Annotated in this window: 16 protein-coding genes and 1 pseudogene; 7 read left to right on the top strand and 10 right to left on the bottom strand. The window is 44.9% G+C overall.

The annotated features are described in order from the left end of the window. Window positions 1-145: 145 nt before the first annotated feature. The 4 genes and pseudogenes from H065_RS0110800 to H065_RS0110780 form a co-directional block, all read right to left on the bottom strand. Window positions 146-1,561 carry a contractile injection system protein, VgrG/Pvc8 family gene (locus H065_RS0110800; protein ID WP_017813072.1) on the bottom strand — a complete coding sequence of 472 codons (1,416 nt, stop codon included), beginning with the start codon at window positions 1,559-1,561 and terminating at the stop codon, window positions 146-148. After that, entirely contained in the window at window positions 1,542-2,225 is a 684-nt protein-coding gene (locus H065_RS0110795) for a hypothetical protein (RefSeq protein ID WP_017813071.1), read from the bottom strand. Before H065_RS0110795 ends, H065_RS0110800 begins: the two co-directional genes overlap by 20 nt. 420 nt (window positions 2,226-2,645) lie before the next feature. Next, window positions 2,646-4,754, bottom strand: a pseudogene (locus H065_RS0110790) (thioredoxin domain-containing protein). A gap of 174 nt (window positions 4,755-4,928) precedes the next feature. Next, window positions 4,929-6,230 carry an NCS2 family permease gene (locus tag H065_RS0110780; RefSeq protein WP_017813068.1) on the bottom strand — a complete coding sequence of 434 codons (1,302 nt, stop codon included), beginning with the start codon at window positions 6,228-6,230 and terminating at the stop codon, window positions 4,929-4,931. Between the two features lie 644 nt (window positions 6,231-6,874). Here H065_RS0110780 and H065_RS25740 point away from each other — a divergent pair. Further along, window positions 6,875-7,798, top strand: coding sequence for an MFS transporter (locus H065_RS25740; protein WP_338010874.1), 924 nt, complete (start codon window positions 6,875-6,877; stop codon window positions 7,796-7,798). 22 nt (window positions 7,799-7,820) lie between these two features. After that, window positions 7,821-8,396 carry a TetR/AcrR family transcriptional regulator gene (locus H065_RS0110770; RefSeq protein WP_017813066.1) on the top strand — a complete coding sequence of 192 codons (576 nt, stop codon included), beginning with the start codon at window positions 7,821-7,823 and terminating at the stop codon, window positions 8,394-8,396. Window positions 8,397-8,531: 135 nt separating this feature from the next. Here the strand turns inward: H065_RS0110770 and H065_RS0110765 are convergent, their stop codons facing one another. From H065_RS0110765 to H065_RS0110745, 5 genes are all read right to left on the bottom strand, one after another. Further along, window positions 8,532-9,062, bottom strand: coding sequence for a hypothetical protein (locus H065_RS0110765; RefSeq protein WP_017813065.1), 531 nt, complete (start codon window positions 9,060-9,062; stop codon window positions 8,532-8,534). Between the two features lie 57 nt (window positions 9,063-9,119). Further along, the gene (locus H065_RS0110760) at window positions 9,120-9,905 is read right to left on the bottom strand and encodes a class I SAM-dependent DNA methyltransferase (RefSeq protein WP_017813064.1); all 786 of its coding nucleotides are present in this window, start codon (window positions 9,903-9,905) and stop codon (window positions 9,120-9,122) included. A 66-nt stretch (window positions 9,906-9,971) separates the two neighbouring features. Then, entirely contained in the window at window positions 9,972-11,549 is a 1,578-nt protein-coding gene (locus H065_RS0110755; RefSeq protein ID WP_238557935.1) for a peptide ABC transporter substrate-binding protein, read from the bottom strand. 281 nt (window positions 11,550-11,830) lie between these two features. Further along, a complete protein-coding gene (locus tag H065_RS0110750; RefSeq protein ID WP_017813062.1) occupies window positions 11,831-12,034 on the bottom strand; it encodes a hypothetical protein in 204 nt (67 codons plus the stop codon). 112 nt (window positions 12,035-12,146) lie between these two features. Beyond that, window positions 12,147-13,076: an NAD(P)-dependent alcohol dehydrogenase gene (locus H065_RS0110745; protein WP_017813061.1), complete on the bottom strand. Its 930-nt coding sequence runs from the start codon at window positions 13,074-13,076 to the stop codon at window positions 12,147-12,149. A gap of 107 nt (window positions 13,077-13,183) precedes the next feature. On the opposite strand from H065_RS0110745, the gene H065_RS0110740 reads away from it, so the two are divergent. Further along, window positions 13,184-14,056: a hypothetical protein gene (locus H065_RS0110740; protein ID WP_017813060.1), complete on the top strand. Its 873-nt coding sequence runs from the start codon at window positions 13,184-13,186 to the stop codon at window positions 14,054-14,056. Window positions 14,057-14,231: 175 nt separating this feature from the next. On the opposite strand, the gene H065_RS0110735 is transcribed toward H065_RS0110740, so the two are convergent. Next, window positions 14,232-15,140 (bottom strand): methyl-accepting chemotaxis protein, encoded by a 909-nt coding sequence (locus tag H065_RS0110735; protein ID WP_017813059.1) that lies wholly within the window; start codon window positions 15,138-15,140, stop codon window positions 14,232-14,234. A 301-nt stretch (window positions 15,141-15,441) separates the two neighbouring features. Here H065_RS0110735 and H065_RS0110730 point away from each other — a divergent pair, with 301 nt between their 5' ends. The 4 genes from H065_RS0110730 (at window position 15,442) to H065_RS0110715 (ending at window position 19,847) form a co-directional block, all read left to right on the top strand. Continuing rightward, window positions 15,442-15,876: a DinB family protein gene (locus H065_RS0110730; protein WP_238557934.1), complete on the top strand. Its 435-nt coding sequence runs from the start codon at window positions 15,442-15,444 to the stop codon at window positions 15,874-15,876. 13 nt (window positions 15,877-15,889) lie between these two features. Next, entirely contained in the window at window positions 15,890-16,864 is a 975-nt protein-coding gene (locus H065_RS0110725; RefSeq protein WP_017813057.1) for a phosphotransferase family protein, read from the top strand. Between the two features lie 97 nt (window positions 16,865-16,961). Beyond that, window positions 16,962-18,023, top strand: coding sequence for a Gfo/Idh/MocA family protein (locus tag H065_RS0110720; protein WP_017813056.1), 1,062 nt, complete (start codon window positions 16,962-16,964; stop codon window positions 18,021-18,023). A gap of 282 nt (window positions 18,024-18,305) precedes the next feature. Then, a complete protein-coding gene (locus H065_RS0110715; RefSeq protein WP_017813055.1) occupies window positions 18,306-19,847 on the top strand; it encodes a hypothetical protein in 1,542 nt (513 codons plus the stop codon). Window positions 19,848-19,946 lie beyond the last annotated feature (99 nt).

Here is a 19,946-nt window from a genome sequence, read left to right as displayed (position 1 = left end):
GCTGCTCCAGCTGCTGCTGAATGTACAGCTTAGCCTTGCTGCGTATAGCCTGCTTTTGTTCTGTAGCTACGCTGTTCAGAGAGTATATGATTGTTCACCTGCTTTAACCTTCATCATTCTATTTATTGTTTTCCACCACGGTACGTCAGTTCGATTTGACTTCTGCACCTTTCATATCTGCCGTTCCGCTTAGCTCAATATGACTGCCGTTGGATTCCAGCGTTAACGATCCGCCTGCTGACAGATTCATAGTCTTGCCGGCGGACAAACTCAGATCGCCGCCTGCGGAGATGCTTACCTGCTGATTACTGACAATCTGAATCCCATTTTGATTATCCAGCTTGATGAAGATAGCTCCGTCCTGAGCACTGACTGTAATGCCGTCCGGCGCGAGCTGAATCTCTCGGCCATGCGGTGTGCGCCATATTTTCACTCGGGGATCAGACAGTTTATTGTCTCCTGCACTTCTCGATGCTCTGCGGATCGCGCCACGTGCATAGGCATCTTCTTCCCGGCTACCGGGGAAATAAAGACTAACCGGATCACCTTTTTCCGGCATTACATACCAACCTGTATGGTTCCCGGCACTGTATAGGGTGGAATAAGAAAACCAGTGTGCAGTGGATAGTTCCTGCTGTGGATCGCAATCCAGATGAATCCGCACCTGATCTTGCTGTACATCGATAACTGTACCACTGAGGGATGCGCCGGCCAGGCTTTCCTGATAGTAGCATTTCTGACGCATCCCTTTATAAGTATGGAGTATATACAGATGCCGCAGCAGCCCGCTGTGCATATCCGTATAGACTTCCGTTACATACAGGCTGTTGCCCTGAAAATGAACATGACTGCCCAGATCCAATACTTCATCCGTCTCCACTTCGTATACGATAAAATCCTGCTCTTCTAATGCAGTACTGTCATTTTCCTGAAAATATCGGAAAGGAGCCAGCTGCTTGCGTACCGTATATCGTGTATGATCGAGTACAATAGGCTGATAGGTATCCTGAATACCAAAATAAAATTTTGGCGCTTCAAATTGCGCTACCGGCATAAGGCTTGTGTGATATCGCGAAGCCAGACGACGCAGAAATTCCCAATCGGTCTCCCGGTACTGAATCGCAATCTGTTTTATCGCTTTTCCATCTGTCGCGCCATCTATAACATCCAGTCCTTCATAGCTGCGTCCGATTTGCTCCAGCAGCTGCGGCAGTGTCAATTCCGTATTTTGAAAAGAACGAATCCGCCGCTGTATATCCATTCGGTACGTATGTGAGATAGCCTCCACTTCCAGATAATACACACTGCGTACTACCTTAACTTCCACAGACAAAGAAATCCCACTGAAAAGCGGCTTGTTTTCTCCGTTTGCCTGTAATTGACTCACCTGAATAACGGTATTAGCTTCAGTACTGTTAATATAGCTATCCTGCATTTCCTCCGGAATGATTCCTGTAAAATACAGCCGTGTATGTTCATTGATCTTCTTGCTTACAGTAAACTGCTCCAGATTCACTAGTGGAAATGGTTCAATGTGCAAATTATGATAATCCAGACTCATATGTATTCTCCTCTTTTGTAGACAAACGCAATGAACGGATCAGAACATCCGTCATCGGTCTCCAATCTTCTATCTCTTCGGCGTCACAGTGGAATGTCACAATGATCAGCTGACCTCTATTATGAAGCAGCAGCATTTCATTATAGATGTCGCCATCTACTACCGATACTACAAACTTCATTGTTGCCAAAGTCATATGATCGGTAGGTATGACACTTATACCCTGCCAGCTTCGAATAGGCTGTACGCGCCGAATTACTGCTGATAGTTGCTTAGTGATCGCTTCCAGTTCATGATCCTTTATTTCCATATCTGTATAACTTATTGTCACATCGACTACTCCATCCGGTTCACTGTAGACCAGGTGTGGGCGCTGCTCCGATGGATATTTGATACGTACTTCTTCTATAGGCATCTCGTTGAAGAAATCTGGAATCAGACATTCCAACGTATCCAGCAAATGTACCGACGTGAAATGTACAGGTCGTCCTTTTATATAAATAGGCATATCGGCTTCTGCCGATAGTTTCAACTCCGTTTCATTTGGAGCTCGCTCAGATAATAGATTACTATTTTGCTCGGATTGATTTGTGGTTGCAGCCTTTTCTGGCAAATCGGTTCCATATATTCGTGCGACGATATGCTCATCTATGTATTTCAACATATCCACCTCTCTTTTCTTTACTTGTATAATTTTATTAAATATGATGTTTAATTCCTATTCTTCTAAAGGCTTAAATGAATAGGTAGTAATATTACGCAGTTATGTATGATTCTATGTTCCTATGATCAGGATTTGATTACAGTATTTAGACCTAAAGGATACGCTTACCAAACCATAATATGGATATTAACTTTCTTAGAACGAATAGCTCACCCACTTAAATATACATAAATATGTAAATAATTCTATGATCAGATAGCAATAAGATGTTGTTTGAAGTATTTGATCCTTTATTTATAAATGCATACAAAAAGAGCAGCATAGAGCTGCTCTTTCTTTGCTACCTTTTAAATGATACTCGTTATATTATAAATTCCATATCTGCTGCTTGTTAACGTCCACTTCTCTTTTCTTCACCAGTTAGTTCTTCTTCACCAACGCTTCCCGCAATGCCTCTACGGTAGTCAGCGGCTCATGACAGACAAACCCTTCACAAATATAAGCAGTCGCAACACCCTGCATGCTCATATCTGCCAGATGTGGCAGCAGTTCACGGGTAGCGGCACCATCCTCGCCTGCATTATTCAGCAGCAGTGTAGCAAACGGACGATATGCTTTTTGCGTCTCGGCTACCATTTCCTGATAGGACATGTCTTCGATCTTACCAGCCAGTACAATCTCTTCCGTACCCTGCAGCAGCTGCATACCTGCCAGCAGCATCATGGAATAGCCTGGTGGATACTGTTTGACTGTTCCGGCGAATGCATCGACAGTACGCGCTGCATATTCACGCAATTCTTCATCTTGAGTTACAGCCGCCAAACGGGCTAACGCCCAGGCGGCGACCGAATTACCGGACGGCATGGCGCCGTCATAGGTTTCTTTGGTACGAGTTAGCAGCTGTTCATTGTCCGTTCCTGTAAAGTAGAACCCGCCATTCTCGCTATCCCAGAACAGCTGAATCAGCTGATCTTTTAATACCAGCGCACGTTCCAGCTGCACCGTCTGGCCTGTTGCTTCATACAATTCCTGCAATCCCCAGATCAGATAGGCATAGTCGTCCAGATACGCCGGATAAGCGGCATGTCCATCCCGATAGCGAGCGAGCAGTCGTCCATCTTCGCGGCGCATATGATTCCAGATAAACTCCGCTGCGCGCACAGCTGCCTGTGCATATTCGGGCTTCTGCAGACGCTTGCTGCCGCGGGCGAGAGCAGCGATCATCATACCATTCCATGAGGTGAGTACCTTGTCATCCTTGGAAGGGTGAATGCGCTGTTCCCGGTATTCAAATAGCTTCTGACGTGCTTCTTCCAGATCGGTCTGCAGAGCCAGTACATTCAGATCACGCTGTTCGGCGATCTCGGCAGCAGTAAAAGGAATCAGATTCGGAATACTCATGCCTTCAAAATTGCCTTCCGGCGTAATATCGTAGATATTGCAGTACTTGTGCATCTCTTCAAGACCCAATACCTCCTCGATCTCTTCACGGTCGAATACATAGAATTTGCCTTCTTCCCCTTCGGAGTCGGCATCCTCTGCACAATAGAAAGCACCTTCCGGAGAAGTCATATCACGCAGTACATACGTAAATACCGATTCGGCGATCTGGGCATACTGCCGCTCATTGGTCAGCTGGTACGCATCCAGATACGTAATTGCCAGCAGCGCATTATCATACAGCATCTTCTCAAAGTGCGGCACCAGCCACTTCTCGTCTGTCGAATATCGGGAAAACCCAAATCCAATATGGTCATAAATCCCGCCGCGGTACATGCTGTCGAGGGTATGTTTCACCATTTCCAGTGCCTGCGGCTCCTGATACGTCTGGTAATAGGCGCTAAGGAACATTAGATTGTGGGGTGTCGGGAATTTAGGTGCTGCACCGAAGCCGCCATATACTTCATCAAAGGAACTGACGAACGACTTGTACCCCCGATGAATGATATCTTCGCCAAATTCCCCATGCTGGGTCTCATTTGCATACATCATCATTCGCTCGACGATATCATTGCTTGCCTGCAGAACACGGTCGCGGTCTCCGCTCCATTTCTCACGAATCTGGTTGAGCATATCCATCACACCGACCCGGCCGTAACGTGTCGTTTTCGGAAAATAAGTCCCGGCAAAAAAGGGCTTCTGTTCCGGAGTAAGCATGACGGTCAGCGGCCAGCCGCCCTGTCCGGTCAATGCCTGACAGTAAGCCATATACAAATTGTCGATATCCGGTCGCTCTTCGCGGTCAACCTTGATTGGAACAAAATATTCATTTAAGAGCGCAGCCACTTCTTCATCTTCAAAGCTCTCGCGCTCCATGACGTGACACCAATGGCATGTAGATGTATATCTCCACTAGGAATAACCTACAGACAGAAATACCGGCTTCCCTTCCCGTTTGGCTTTGGTAAAGGCTTCCGTGCCCCATGCCATCCAGTTAACCGGATTGTGAGCATGCTGCAGGAGATAAGGAGATTTTTCGTGAATCAGACTATTCGTATGTTTGTGACTTCCTTCGATGAATTCGCGCATCATTAATTCCTCCTCGTGTTTGTTATTGATAATATAACCGAATATGTATAGAAAGAAAAAAAGACTTTATGTATTAATAAGTACACTCAGCAAATCCAAAAAAACAAGATGCAAAAAGGAGAACTATCCTTTTAGATAGTTCTCCTTCTAAATCAAATTCAATCAAGCTCTATTCTAGTGATCCAGGAAGACTAATTGAATCAGGAACAATACTGCGAAAATATAAAAGATGGGATGAACTTCTTTGCCTTTACCGCGAAGCAGCTTGAGCACCGGATAGAAAATAAATCCGAAGCCGATACCTGTCGCAATACTGTGCGTCAGTGGTACCAGAATAATAATCAGGAAAGCAGGAAAAGCTTCTTCGAGTTCTTTCCAGTCGATCTTGCTGATCGCGCTAATCATAAAGAAACCTACAATGATCAGTGCCGGTGAAGTGATCGCCGGAATACCGGAGATGACACTTACAATCGGAGAGAAAAATAACGTCAGCGCCAGCAGTACACTCACTACTACCGCTGTCAGTCCGGTTCTTCCTCCTGCCGCTACGCCTGTACTGGACTCGATATACGCTGAGGTTGGACTTGTACCGAGCAAAGAACCAACCGTTGTTCCGACTGCATCTGCAAGCAGCGCGCCACGGGAGCGCGGGAACTTGCCATCTTTGTTAAGCAAGCCTGCCTGCTCTGCTACACCGAGCATCGTTCCTGTCGTATCAAACAAAGTGATCAATAGGAATGTAAAGATAATGGTATACAGTCCGCTTGAGAATACTCCGGACAGATCCAGCTGGAATGCGGTTGTCGCCAGACCATGCGGCATGGACACGATTGATGCAGGCATTTGGAATAGTCCTAGTATCCATGCCAGAATCGCTGTAATCACCATACCGATAAACAGATAGCCTTTGACATTATACGCCATCAGCACAACAGTGATCAGCAATCCAATAATCGTCAGATACGTCATTGGTGATGCCAAATTACCGATGGTAATCAGGTTGGATTCGGAAGCAATAATAATACCTGAGTTCTGCAATCCTACCGTGGTAATAAAAAGTCCAATCCCTGCTGTAATCGCATGCTTTAGACTGGCTGGAATGGCATCCAGCAGCATATACCGGAAAGACGTAATTGATAAAATAACAAACAAAATACCTGCAATAAATACCGCACCCAGCGCAACCTGCCAGGATGCTCCATATCCACTGACCACACTATAGGCAAAAAATGCATTCAGTCCCATTCCCGGTGCCAGTACGATCGGATAGTTGGACCATAACCCCATGATCAGTGTCGCTACAATACTGGCTAGAATAGTAGCAATAAATACGCCATTAAAGTCCATCCCCGTACTGCTCAGAATCCCCGGGTTTACGATAACAATATACACCATCGTAAAAAAGGTAGTCAGTCCTGCGATGATTTCTGTTGAAACGGTGGTGCCTCTTTCTTTGAGCTTGAACCAGTTATCCATGTAAAGCCAGCCTCCACGCCATTGGTTATTCATCAAAGCTTAAAAATCCTGATTTTTCCACAAGACCGCGTTCGTACATGGGTGTATTGGTAACAGGATTTCGAAATGTAATGTATGAATAAAATTAAGGCATTTATTATTTTGTAACTTGATGTCCCTTTCGAATATTAATGAATTCGGCAGCTAATGTCAATGATTTTTCGTGTTTTTCATCTTTATTCACGAACTATGAATTATATCCACCCATAATTCATTCGTCTTTTGAAAATATCTAAAGGAATATCTTCTGAATTTTCACGAAGTGTTTTTCCTGATTGTTATCATCTTCTTTCCCTAACGATATGAAATGATTCTACATTTTGTTATCTTCTAATATGAATTCTTATGAAGCTGCCCAGATTTCACATTTTATAATGCTATAACAGCAATAAAGGGAAGAATAAACATGCAAGCAACAGACACGGGGACACTCCGATTATGAAGTCTATCGTTTATTCTGATCATGACAGCCAATGCTCTGTTGTTCATGATCTTTGAAATGATGCTGCCGACTCTGCCATTATGATTCGCCCATTCGCAGCACGACTGGCAACGAAAATCGATAAAAATACCTGCTAGTGATCGGTCTGGCTATCTGTACTCTGATGACCGGAGCATACTACCTGTCTACCAGCGTTGGCATGCTGCTGATCTTTCGACTTCTGCATGGCGCTGGATTTGGTCTGGCTACTACGTATTTTGCTACACTCGCTGCCGAGAATATTCCCAAAGAACGTCGCGGAGAAGGCATGGGTTACTTTGGTGTAGGCGAGACGGTCGCTGTCTCGGTTGGACCACTGATCGGGATGAGCATTCTGCTGCGTTATGATTTTCATTATCTGTTCTTTGGTGGCGCATCTATCCTGCTGCTGGCACTGGTCATGACATTTTTCATTTCCCGCAAAAAACATACTGGAACAGAAGCTGCGCTGCATGCAGGCACTTCTATCAAATGGATCGAACGGAAAGTTCTGTTCCCTTCGCTGCTGATTCTGCTTGTCGGCATTGCAGCGGGTTCGATCATGTCCTTTATCGCTCTATACGCTGCAGAAAAAGGATTCTATACAGTCGCCTGGTTTTTCTTTATCGTCGCTGCAGCAAGTTTTCTGGTAAGGCTCGTATCGGGTCGTTTGTTTGACCGACTTGGACCGGGTTCGGTATTGGTTCCATCTGCCTTCCTGATTATTGCAGGAATCTGGATACTGACTTTGTCCAACAGTGAAACCGTATTTCTGTTATCGGCGGCGTTGTATGGTTTAGGCTTTGGAGCCGTATTCCCGGCGATCCAGACCTGGTGTGTCAATCTGGTAGAAGAACATGAGCATGAGAATGCGATGGCTTCTTTCTTTAACTTTTTCGATCTGGGCATTGGCGGAGGTGCTGTCATTCTGGGTATGCTTGCTTCGGCATTTTCATACAAATTGGTGTATGATATAGCTATCGTCGTTATGGTCGCCTACCTGCTAATGTATGCAGGATATGCCATTCATACCGGGAAAAAGAAGGCTGAGGTTATCCAAAAAGCTTAGCCTCGCAGTCGGAGGTCTATTCGTGAGTAGAAAAGCAATCAAAGATGCGGCGATTGCGTTGTTCAACCGTTATGGTTATGAAGGCACCAAAATGGTACAAATCGCCGAAGAAGCCGGTATTCGCAAGCAATCTCTCTCCTATCATTTTACGAGTAAAAAAGAGATGCTAATGGAGTTATACGAAGAGATTGTCGAGGAAGAAATTAATTTTGTGCGCGATTATTTTGACAAGAATGTACATATAGCCTGGGAAGAACGGCTTCATGGATTTCTTATTGAACACAAAAATCGTTTCTTGACCAGCCCCAATGTGCACTTGATGTTCGTCTTCTCTTTTACTACACCTATTGAAGTTCATGATTTTGTACTGACCCAGTATCGCCGCTATCTGGCTGTACTGAAAACAGAATTAATCACACTATTTGTTGAAGCAAAAGTTGGCAATTTGCCACCCGAAGAATGTATGGTCGCCTGCATCACAATGCTGGATGGACTTGATGTACAGTTGGTATATGAGACCCGACAGGCTTATGAGCAGACACTGGCTATTGTATGGAAAGTATTTCTGACTGGTATTGGGCATACAGCCCGCAGTTAAATAAGGTGAAAAGAGCCCGCAACTTCTCCAATCGTTGAAGAGAAATTGCGGGCTTTCTGTAAGGATTCATTATTGTCTATTTAGTAAGTTCTGTATAGTGCTTTGCGGTATTTAGAGTAGCATAGAAGATGCAGATTAAGTCTCACCATTACATAAGACACATCCAAAACAGGACAAGTATACTTCATGTTTGTCACATTTGGGATATCCTTCAGAAATAGTGTGACCGTTATCATCTTCCTCCATTGTACGCCAATATTTATAATGATTCGTGTCGATATCGTCTTTGCCAAATAACAATATCAATTCTCGGAATGCAGTTAATGCATAACGAATATCTTTATCTATTGGCGTATAACTTAACCTCTCCCAGCCTGCTCCTTGCAGCGCCTGTTCGATCATCCGCAGCATAAAAAATTTGTTTTCTTTAAAATGGTTCGGTTCCCACGGCATTTCATCCAGACTAAAGCTCACTGTTCCATTACCCATTGCATACTGATCATGCTGAGCCAACCATATGACGAATTCTTTCTCCCGATCCGTCTCTGCCAACAAGGAACCACTGAGTACGAGAGTATCGATAAATATCCGTGTTAACACATTGCTCATATCAAGTTCCGGCTGATCAATTCGATTATGGCTGGTCAGATAAACGGTATTCGCCAACAAAATGCCTCCTACTGATAGATTGAAAGAGTTATTAAACCTTCTCGGCAAACGCATTTATCTTTTTTTGCATACATAGATCATATGTTCACTGGTCGGACAAAGTGGTGTCTTCTGCCAATCTTCGTAACAATTCACGACTTCAAACCCATGACTACGGAGCAGCCGCTTCATCTCCTGCGGATAGACATAACGCAAGTAGATATGAGTAGTTCGTTCATCGGCACTATGATCTATAGTTTCTCTGAATCGCCGGATGTTCTGATAATGCTGAATCTGCTCCAGTGGATCATACTGGCTGATCGTATACACGTCTACTTGTTGCCCGGTAATTGTATCTGTATAACTACGCCAGTATTCTTCTGTCTCGGGTTGAAGCAGTTCTTCTGCCGAAGGAAATCGTGTATTGAATACAAACCATCCACCGGGATTCAAATGATGATTTACCGAGTGAAGCAGTCCATCCTGCTCTTCGTTCGTCAGAAAATGCTGAAAAGAATTCCCTACTGTGAAAATGAAATCACTGCGCTGATCCAGTTGAAAGGAAGTACAGTCCTGCTTCAGCCACTGTATACTATGATGATGATTTTTTAACAAAACAGCAGACTTGGCTTTGGCCTGATCCAGCATGCCTTGATGAATATCGATCCCGATCATCGGATAACCTGCCCGTGCAAGCGGAATTGTAGCACGTCCTGTGCCGCAGGCCAGATCGATGATTGGTCCCTGTACCTGTTCTGCCAGCTGTCGAAGAAAAGCAATATCTTCGGTATAACTGCCATTTTCTTCGTCATATAATTGAGGTTGATCATATTCTTCACTGTTGTAGTACGTTGAGTTCATTATTTATTCTCCCTGTCATTCCACATTCCGGCAATACCTTAATCTGTATCTACTACTGCAACACCTTTAATTTTGTTTGAAATAAGCTTCATTCAGTATCAAATTATCATTGTAATCGATATAGGCGTCCTGAAGATTCGATCGGGAAATGAAATAATTTTGATAATAATAGATTGGCAAAAGAACCATTTGATCGATCAGCAGCTTTTCTGCTTTGTGGTAGAGCTGATTACGAGTCGTATTATTATCAGTCTGACGAGCTTTCTGAATATATTGATCATATGTCTTGCTGCTCCAGCCCGAATTATTCTCAAGACTGCCAGAGGTAAAATAATTCAGAAAAGCAGCCGGATCATTGTAATCTCCGCTCCACCCATCTCTGTATAACTGAAAATCACCATTACTACGGGTAAGGCTATATTTATTTAATGGCTGTACTACATATTTAGCAGATATTCCGAGGTTTTGCTGCCAATCGCGAACAATCGAACGGGCTACAGTTGTATGTGAACTGCCTTCATTAAGCGTAATGATGACTGTAGGCAGCTTCTTCAGTTTCTCTTCCGCCAATCCTTGTTTTAACAGCGTACGGGCTTTATTTAGATTTTCCTTAAAATAGGCATGATCATTGACTTCGTAACGGTAGTCCTGCTCGATTCCATGGATTCCCGGTGCTACAAATCCATAAGCCGGCATACCATATCCCAGATCATAACGCTGGATACTCATCGCCAGAGCCTGACGAATTTTCAGATTGTTAAAAGGCTTTTTATCAAAATTGAACTGATAATAATAAGTGGAACGTGAGTAATAATCCATGAAATCGGGGTGAAGCCGGAATTGGGGATACATTTTTTCCGAGCTATAAGATCCTCCTGTCCAGTCTATCTGATTGCGATTATAAGCTGTGATCGGATCACTAGTCGCTATGAACTGAACTTGTTTCAGCCGGACAGATTTCGCATTATAATAATAGGGGTTAGGGACAAGTGTGATTGTGTTGTCGGTATGTCCTGTCTGCATAAATGGACCATTAGATACCAATGTACCCGCCGCATAAGCTTTTTCAGAGGCCTTGTGAATCGATGCCGTATAGACCGGATCATAGACCGGCTCTGCAAGCTGCTTTAGAAAATACGAAGTCTTCTGTGTCAGCTTCACCTGCAGCGTAGCATCATCAAGTGCTTTGACACCGACGTGGGTAAAGTCTTTGATTTTACCTTGTCTATACGCTTTGGCATTTACCAGCCCCTCCATCAAAAAGCCATATGGTGCGAATTCCTCCGGCTTCATTACCTGCTTCCAGGCATTCACAAAATCGGCTGCTTTTAACGGTTCATTATTGCTCCACCGAGCATCCGGACGTAAGGTAAATGTATAGGTTTTGCCATCTTCGGAAACCACCCAGGATTGGGCCATGCCAGATACGACGTTACCTTGACGATCCAGTCGAACCAGTCCTTCGTAGAGAGCCTTGCTTAACGTCTTCTCCGTGTTGCTTATTGCTTCCCATGGTCGGGACGATGTTGGCAAATCTTCTACACCCAGACGAAAAGTCTGGTCTTGTGCCTCTGCGTGAGCTGACTGCCCATATACAACTATGGCGCTTACAGTCATAATACATACCATTAGGACCAATTTCATTTTTCTGATCATCTGATTCCTCCAGATTATGTAATAAATATTGCTTGACATACTATGCTTGCTCAGTAACTGGAATCTTTTCTAGATAATATCATTAATTCTCCAGTAAAGGGAATAATAAGTTACTTTCACATGCGAATGATACACTAAAACTATGTACTATCAAAACAAAAAGATACGCAAAAGTATTGATCGCTAATCACTTTTACGTATCTTTTTGTTTTATTGTATGCCTTACTCTGTGCAGATACATTGCACGTCTTATTTTCCTATTGTTCCTGTTATCGGTTTTCTGGCATATGATAAACATCTTCGCCATTTCGTAAATAATAGACAATATCGTCGATGATCTTCTCTGCATGAACCTGACTATATTTGCCGTACACTTGTCCATTGATTCGCACAATACATGGAGAATGCGAGATATCTACTGTCGCTTCCTTCAACTCAACAAGAGATAACTTGTCTTGTGAACAAATAAACATTTCCAATCCCTCCTAGCACCTATTCTTCCTTAACTTGGTATAATTATCATTATAAGTTATACATATTAAAATAATATATGATTTTATTAATAAATTTATACATACGTTAAAACTATTCTTCTGAATGATGAGGCTGTACGCGGATAACTACATTTCCCTTTTTATGTCCTTGTTCTACATACCGATGTGCTTCGGGAATCTCATCCAGCGTATAAAAGCGATCAATAACCGGCCAGATCTCACCTGCTTCAGCTCTCTCACGAATATATATCAGATCTTCTCTCGTAGTACGAATCATTCCCTGTCCATCGACAGTAATATAAGTTCCGCCCGGAACCAATACTTTGAGCGCCTGCTTTTCTGGAAGTTTCCCTACTGCATCGAAGACCACATCATATCGCTTGAGCTGCTCGCGAAACGAAGGCTGAGTGTAATCGAGTACCTCTGAAGCCCCCATCTCACGTACAAGAGATACATGATCCGGACCGCATACACCTGTTACGACTGCTCCATAATGGACAGCCAACTGGACCGAAGTGGTCCCTACTGCGCCTGATGCTCCATAGATTAATACACGCTGGCCAGGCTGAATACGTGCACGGCGCAAAAAGCACAAAGCGGATGTACCACTGTATGGTAACGCCGCTGCCTGCTCATAGTCCATACCGGCAGGCATATGTGTAATCTGCGCATGTTCAGGCAGACGTATGTACTCGGCATGAGCGCTGAAACGCATACCTGTAAGTGCGAACACGCGATCACCCCGCTGAAATTGTGTAACTTCACTGCCGCAGTCGACAACCTCACCAGCGAATTCGACGCCAAGCACCGGATTTCTCGGTCTTCGCAGCCCCAGTACCAATCGCATCGGAATCCAGAGCAGAGGGGGACTTTGAAACTTGCGTACTCGTATATCGCCTGCTGATACCGTCGTCGCATGAATCCGGATAATCAGATCTTTTTTACCGGGAACCGGAGTATCCAGATTCGTCATTTGCAGAAAATCGGCTGATCCGTACCGGGTACATATTACTGCTCGCATGATTGACCTCCCTTGCTCATTTTATTTTGATAAAAGTATCGGTTTGGATGGTACAATATTCAGATAACCCAATGATAAACGATTCTCATTTCATAAAGGAGTAACCCATGGACCCCAAACTGTTAAAAGTACTCAAAAAGCTATACAACTATTCCAACTATACGTATGATGCAGATCGCAAGGTCAGTATTTACCAGACCGATACACTTCTCCCGGCAGAGCAGGAACTGCTAAAGCAGCACCAATGGGAAGCCAATGAGCTGGACAACTTTACCCATGAGAATACTCATGAACGGCTCATCACACTACAATCTCATCCCGGTCTATCATGGGAGTCAGTCACTGCTGCATTTCTCGCCGGAATAGGTGGTAGCTTCCTGCGCGGTATTTCCTCCCTGGAAAGCTATCACCGGATGATTCATGCATATGCCCATCCCTATGAACAGGCAGAACGATTTGTATGCTGCAAAGTATGCGGATTCAATACCTATAGTGGAGGCTGGAAAAATCTATCCTATTTGCGCTATGTTCTTTATCTGGGCAATACCTATGGCAGTGATCCGGTTGGCGCATGGACTGATCTAAATGAACTGACTGTGATTCAGGATCAACAGCCTGTACATCCTTCTGCAGAAGATATTGAAGTATTCCGCAGACTTTTGCAACTACTGGAAGAAGCAGATCCGGAAGAAACACCTGGACAACTGGAAAAAAGGCTTACTTCGCTTAAACTGATCAAAGGAACAAAAGGAATACGACGTGGTATTTTGCAGTCACTCTCTACTATAGGGATTCTGCCCAATGTCATCGTAGAATTATCTCCAGACCGCTGGACGAATCGGGAGACTATTTTGGATGGGGAGCTGCAGCTGAACAATACCCGTGGACGCTCGGACATGCAGATGCCCTGGGCCGGCTGGCATGGTAAACTGCAAGTCAATCAAGACAGATTGCAGCAGATTTTCGGATACTGGTTATAGTGCCGGAGCAAGCCTAAGAGCCGCAATCCTTTTTAACCGGGTACAATATCAGGGTTAGCAGGATTGCGGCTGGATCTATATGGGTAAGCCGCTATATTATTTGATTATCATTACTGATGATCCGAATGATTTATGTTTCAACAGTGTCTGATAAGATCAGATGCCGGATCTCTGATTATATCCGGTTCGCTACTTTTTGTGCCTGTTCATCCAGCACATGCGCCGACGTGGCAATCGCATTAAAAGCTTCCATAGCAGTCTGTACCTGCTGCTGTCCATATTCCACACTCTGCTGGACATCGGTAGTACCATTGACTATTTTCTGTACTTCTACACTCATCGAATCCACACTCTGCTTGACCTGAATAATAGAGTCTTCCACCATGGAAGACAGCTTGCGTACTTCCCGGGCGACTACATTGAATCCTCTGCCAAACTCCCCTGCATGAGTCGCTTCGATCGCTGCATTGAGCGCCAGCATATGGGTCTGAGAAGCGATCTTGCGGATCGTCTGCACTACATCCTGAATCTCGTATGCCTGCTCCTGCAGATTACTCAGAGTCGCTGTATTTACACCTGATGATTCGACGATGCGATTCATACTGTGCAGTAGCCCCTCACTGTGCTCAATACCTGCAGCAGAGCGTATATTCAGCACCTGGGCTGTTTTTTGCAGTCCATCCACCACTGAAGACAGCTCGGTATGACGGGCGGTAATATCTGTCGCCACCTTGGTTACGCCAAGTACATTGCGTCTGCTCTGATCCCAGACCGGTATATAGGTAGCATCCAGCCAGACGGCATTACCCTGACTGTTGCGGCGCTCTATCTTATCATGAAACGTTTTGCCGGATAGCAGGTTATTCCAGAACTGACCATATTCCGGGCTATTATAAAATTCGGGGAAACAAAGATTTTTATGGTACATCCCTATCATTTCCTCCACTGTATAACCAACTACCTTGGCAAAAATCGGATTGACATAAGCAATCTTATGATTCGTGTCAAACCTTATAATTGCCAGATTATCCTGCAAAGCACGTACAACCAGTTCATCTGTGACCTGCTGATTTACATTTTCCATAGGGACCCTCCAGCATCTATTGGTGAGTTGCTTGTACTGCTGCATTATAACAGTTGCAATATCAATTAAAATCCTAAGTACCAATATTACCCATTATAAAGCAAAATATAGATAATGATTACTATAATTTTAATAAATTCCAAAAAGATCCTAATAAGTCATTAGCCAGATTGTTCATGAATAGCAAGATCGTTCATTCCTCTTTGCTGGGAAAACGATTAAGCTATATACATACCACTTTCACTGAGATGAGGTCTGATTGGTGAATACATACTGCAAAAGCGTTTTCGAACAGATGGATATGGCTATTCAATCCATGGTAGAGCTGATTCGTGTTCTGGATGAACAGGATTTGCAGCTCCGCCCGACTCCCGGCAAAATGTCGATCGGTGAGCTGATTGCGCATATTGCTGTACTTTGCAAAGCGGATTTCCTGATTGGTGCCGGGGGTACAGAAGAAGAAATAGATTTATTTTATGAGCAAGCCGAGCCGTCTATGCAAACGGCCGCGCTGGAACAAGCTTTGCTGGACAATTACGATTTTCTGCGTCAGGGTATCGCTGCACTAAGTGACGAACAGCTGATGCAGCAAACTACGGCGTTCTGGGGAGGTGTTCATACCCGGTTCGAGTGGCTGCTGGATACCCAGGCCCATCTCTATCATCATCGTGGACAACTCCATGCCATGATGGTACATGTAATGAAGATCGAGCCTGGTGTCCAATTGTTTGAGTAAAGGAGCGAATCCAATGAAAACAAACTGGGAACATGCCTCCGGCGCCAGAGAAATGGCAAAGCCACAGCTGGAAAAAATGATAGCTTCTGCTTTTCCCGAGCAAAGGCTGCTCCTGGCGGAGCGCACGGGTACCGGACTTAGCAGCGGAACTTACAAAATAAGGATGGAACATGCAGACACTCATTATCTGCTGCGTATCTCGGCCGGTCATGCTGATGTCGCCCTGATGGAACGAGCAATTACCGAGAGAATAGACGCTAATGTTCCGGTAGCCCGCTATCTTCATCTGGATACAAGTGGCAGCCTTTTCCCGCAGCCATGGGCTATTCTGGAATGGAAAGAAGGGGTTCTGCTACGGGATCTGCTGCAATCTTCCGACAATCAGATAATTGCTGATGCTGCGACAGCAGTAGGTACCGTGCTGGCTCGCATCCACCAATACGAGTTTGCGAGCCATGGATTTCTGGCACCGGATCTGCATATTGCCCATCCTCTGGAAATGGGTGCGGACGGATTTCTTTCCTTTATTACAGATAGTGTGAAGACCGAACAAGCCGGTCAATGGCTGGACAAGGCGGAGCAGAAAGCGCTATGGGATTTCTGCTTGCTGCATGCTCCTCTACTCTCCGGTACCGTGGAGACGCCGATACTGGTACATTCGGATTTTAATGGTCTTAATGTGCTGATGATACCGGATTCGAATGGAATTCAGGTATCGGCTGTACTGGACTGGGAGTTTGCTTTTTCGGGCAGCCGGTATGTGGATATTGGCAATATGCTGCGTTATGAAGAGGAACAGTCACTGTACGAGCAGCACTTTATCGAGGCTTATCGTCAGGCTGGTGGACAGCTGGATGAACAGTGGCGTCTACTGTCCAGATTGCAGGAATTGATCGCTCTGCTGGATATGCTGAGCCACTCGACAGCATCCATGCCTGTTCGTATCGCTGACTTGCGGCAGCTGATTGCACGCACAATTAGCCTGTAGACCTGCCAATCTACAAATTGTAGAATCATTCTTTTGAAATATTTGGAAAAAGAGTACAATGAATCTAATCAAATACAGAGAGGAAGTCCAATATACTATGGAAACCAAATCGGCTTACAATCTTGTCATTGTCGGATATGGCGGCATGGGCAGCTACCATGGACAACTGATAGAGAAAACAGATCGTCTGAATGTCTTCGGGGTGTTTGATACTGCCGACTATCGTATGGAACTGGCCAAAGGCAAAGGGTACGAGACCTATGACAGTATGCAGGCTGTACTATCTGATGAGAACGTTGACATTGTATTGATCGCTACACCCAATGATGTGCACAAAGATCTGGCTATTGAAGCACTTCGTGCCGGCAAACATGTGATCTGCGAAAAGCCGGTTACCATTTACAGTGCCGACCTGCTGGACATTATGAAAGTAGCCGAAGAAACCGGCCGCGTCTTCATGGTTCACCAGAATCGCCGCTGGGACGAAGACTTCCTCATTGTACGTGAACTTATTCAAAAGCATACGATCGGAGATGTATTCCACGTGGAATCCCGTGTACAGGGCGCAAACGGTATTCCTGGTGACTGGCGTCAGCTCAAAGCCTATGGCGGCGGTATGCTGCTGGACTGGGGCGTGCATCTGCTGGATCAGCTGCTGCTACTCACTGACAGTAAGATCGACAGCGTATCTGCCCACCTGAGTACTATTCTGGATACCGAAGTCGACGACGGATTCACTGCCTTTATCCGTTTCAAAGATGGGCTAACCGCGCTGGTTGAAGTCGGTACTACCAACTATATCAAGCTGCCGCGCTGGTATGTAAAAGGCTCTGAAGGTACCGCGGTCATCCGGGATTGGGATCTAAGCGGTGAAGTCGTGCGCAGTAATCCGAATGTCGAGAAAGTGGAACCCAAACCTATTCAGGCAGGACGCGGCCTGACCAAGACAATGGCTCCACCTTCGGAAGAATCCACGATTCGTGGTCCGATCGAACGTGCCGAGAAAATTCCCGAGGAATTCTATAATAATTTCGTCGCTGTACTCGAAGGTACAGCCAAGCCAGCAGTACCAAATACCGAAGTTCATCGTGTACTGGTGCTGATCGAGACATTATTTGAAGCCGCTGAACAGAATCAGGTAATTCACCGGGAGATTTAATAACCGACTCGGAATCATTAGAAAAAGGGCTGTGTCAGACACTGATTCACTTAGTGACTGACACGGCCCTTTTTTGAGAAGTACGAAGAAGTTGCGAAGAGGTGAGGTTGTGATAGAACGAAAATGGAAGCAAACGTCATTCTTTGGCTATCTATTCATAAATAAGTATACTCTTCTCGATCTGCGGGTAATCCTGCTATGCATAGGTGTTGAAATCACGGAACGGTACATACTATACTGTAAGGCAATGTGTCATATAGTTCGAAAAGAAAGGAATTCGTCATGATCCCACAAATCGGAGATATATATTGTGTCTATTCAAAGCAACTTCAGCAGTATACCGCATGTCAGGTAACGGATTATGAGGAAGATGAATCCGGAGGCACTGGCCTGCTCGCCGCGGTACTGACGCTGGATTGGACCGGCAAGGAACTGCCTGATACCGATCAGCTGTATCGTATGAAGCCCCTGATCTGCAATTATTACTTTTGGAATGACAAGCTCGATCATAGCTATGTAAAAGCCCAGGTACCCAATGGTTACATGTATGTGGGTAATATTCCGCCGCTTACCACCCAGAAGACCAATAGCTATGGTGGCGGATGGAGCAATGGAAATAGTGTCTACCGACAGCATCAATGGGAACAGATTGATCCTGCACTGCGCCGCAAGTTCAAAGAAGCAGCCGACGATTACAGTGAAGTGGAGATTGGTGGAGTACCGGTACTTCGACGCACGCATCGCCTGAGCGAATCATTTCTAGAAGGCTTGCAGGACTGGTCAGAATTAAAAAAATTACCATGTCTGACCGAGATTCATACCAACCGTTATGATGAAGAACTGCTCGCCTACCTGCTCAGCAATCCATTTCGGATCAGATTATCCTTATCCGGTGAGTATCCCTCTGTTCTGGATCTCTCAAGTACACATATCAGCGATCTGAGTATCCATCATGTTAACCATCTGAAGAAATTGATGGTCAACCAGAATACGACGCAGTTGAATCTGTCAGGCAACCCATCAGCGCGGTGGACAATTACGGCTCCTGATCAAGGTCAGGGTATGACTTTGTCTGTAAATAATCCGGATATTCTTTTTTGTTTTAAAGGGCTGGAACAGTTGGAAAGTCTGTATATCAACAATATAGAGCAGCTGGATATCCGTCAGTTGGTTCGGCGCTTCCCTCATCTGAAGCAGCTGTGGCTCCAAGGCAAACCAGGTATGCTGCACCATGTGAACAGCTTACAACAACTAACTGATCTCTCCAGCTTCAGTACGCATGACCTGTTCGGCTTTACCGGCAAAGAATTCCCTACGCCGGATCAGCTGCATCATCTGTCAAGACTATGGCTTAGCAGTCTGCCAGCCGATGCAGCCAGACATATCCAAAAAATCTATAAAGTTCGCGTGCCGCTCGGACTGGATCTGTCGGTAACCAAGCCCCGTAAACCGGAGTGGCTGGAAGAAAATGTGGACAATCCTTTTCGGGATTGGGAGGGTCGTGAATCTATAACTGCGGCACATGCCCGCAAAGCAGCACAGCTCTATAAAAAAGTGTTGAGAGGTATTCGCAAACTGGATATGGAAGCAGAAGATGCCTCTATCCTGGAGCAGCTAACCGTTATGGTAACCGACTACACGATGACTTTTAACAAAATGGATCAACGCAAAAGATTTATCGAAACGATAGAATGTGAAGAAATCGATACGATATTGCAGCAGCTGCTGGATCAGGCAGAACAGCGTCTGAATGAGCATAATAAGTCGAAAGCGATGAATAGGGAACAGCTTAATGCCCTTTTTGATGAATTGCGTGATTTTTAAAAAGACATGCTGAAGTAACAAATAGATAGATATGGTTGTACATTGGGTTGTACATGTAAATCATAGACGAAGTTAATCTGACAACGATGCATTTTATAT

The sequence above is a fragment of the Paenibacillus shenyangensis genome (assembly GCF_000346635.1).
GTDB lineage: Bacteria > Bacillota > Bacilli > Paenibacillales > Paenibacillaceae > Saccharibacillus > Saccharibacillus dauci.
Note: the sequence above shows the minus strand (reverse complement) of the source record. Positions and strands in the feature narration are given on the sequence as shown.

Excerpts from the sequence above, each read along its gene's own strand:
- H065_RS0110760 (WP_017813064.1), bottom strand. The coding sequence starts at position 9,905 with ATGAACTCAACGTACTACAACAGTGAAGAATATGATCAACCTCAATTA.
- H065_RS0110740 (WP_017813060.1), top strand. The coding sequence starts at position 13,184 with ATGGACCCCAAACTGTTAAAAGTACTCAAAAAGCTATACAACTATTCC.
- H065_RS25740 (WP_338010874.1), top strand. The coding sequence starts at position 6,875 with ATGACCGGAGCATACTACCTGTCTACCAGCGTTGGCATGCTGCTGATC.
- H065_RS0110730 (WP_238557934.1), top strand. The coding sequence starts at position 15,442 with ATGGCTATTCAATCCATGGTAGAGCTGATTCGTGTTCTGGATGAACAG.
- H065_RS0110720 (WP_017813056.1), top strand. The coding sequence starts at position 16,962 with ATGGAAACCAAATCGGCTTACAATCTTGTCATTGTCGGATATGGCGGC.
- H065_RS0110755 (WP_238557935.1), bottom strand. The coding sequence starts at position 11,549 with ATGAAATTGGTCCTAATGGTATGTATTATGACTGTAAGCGCCATAGTT.
- H065_RS0110725 (WP_017813057.1), top strand. The coding sequence starts at position 15,890 with ATGAAAACAAACTGGGAACATGCCTCCGGCGCCAGAGAAATGGCAAAG.
- H065_RS0110780 (WP_017813068.1), bottom strand. The coding sequence starts at position 6,230 with ATGGATAACTGGTTCAAGCTCAAAGAAAGAGGCACCACCGTTTCAACA.
- H065_RS0110750 (WP_017813062.1), bottom strand. The coding sequence starts at position 12,034 with ATGTTTATTTGTTCACAAGACAAGTTATCTCTTGTTGAGTTGAAGGAA.
- H065_RS0110735 (WP_017813059.1), bottom strand. The coding sequence starts at position 15,140 with ATGGAAAATGTAAATCAGCAGGTCACAGATGAACTGGTTGTACGTGCT.
- H065_RS0110745 (WP_017813061.1), bottom strand. The coding sequence starts at position 13,076 with ATGCGAGCAGTAATATGTACCCGGTACGGATCAGCCGATTTTCTGCAA.
- H065_RS0110795 (WP_017813071.1), bottom strand. The coding sequence starts at position 2,225 with ATGTTGAAATACATAGATGAGCATATCGTCGCACGAATATATGGAACC.
- H065_RS0110800 (WP_017813072.1), bottom strand. The coding sequence starts at position 1,561 with ATGAGTCTGGATTATCATAATTTGCACATTGAACCATTTCCACTAGTG.
- H065_RS0110715 (WP_017813055.1), top strand. The coding sequence starts at position 18,306 with ATGATCCCACAAATCGGAGATATATATTGTGTCTATTCAAAGCAACTT.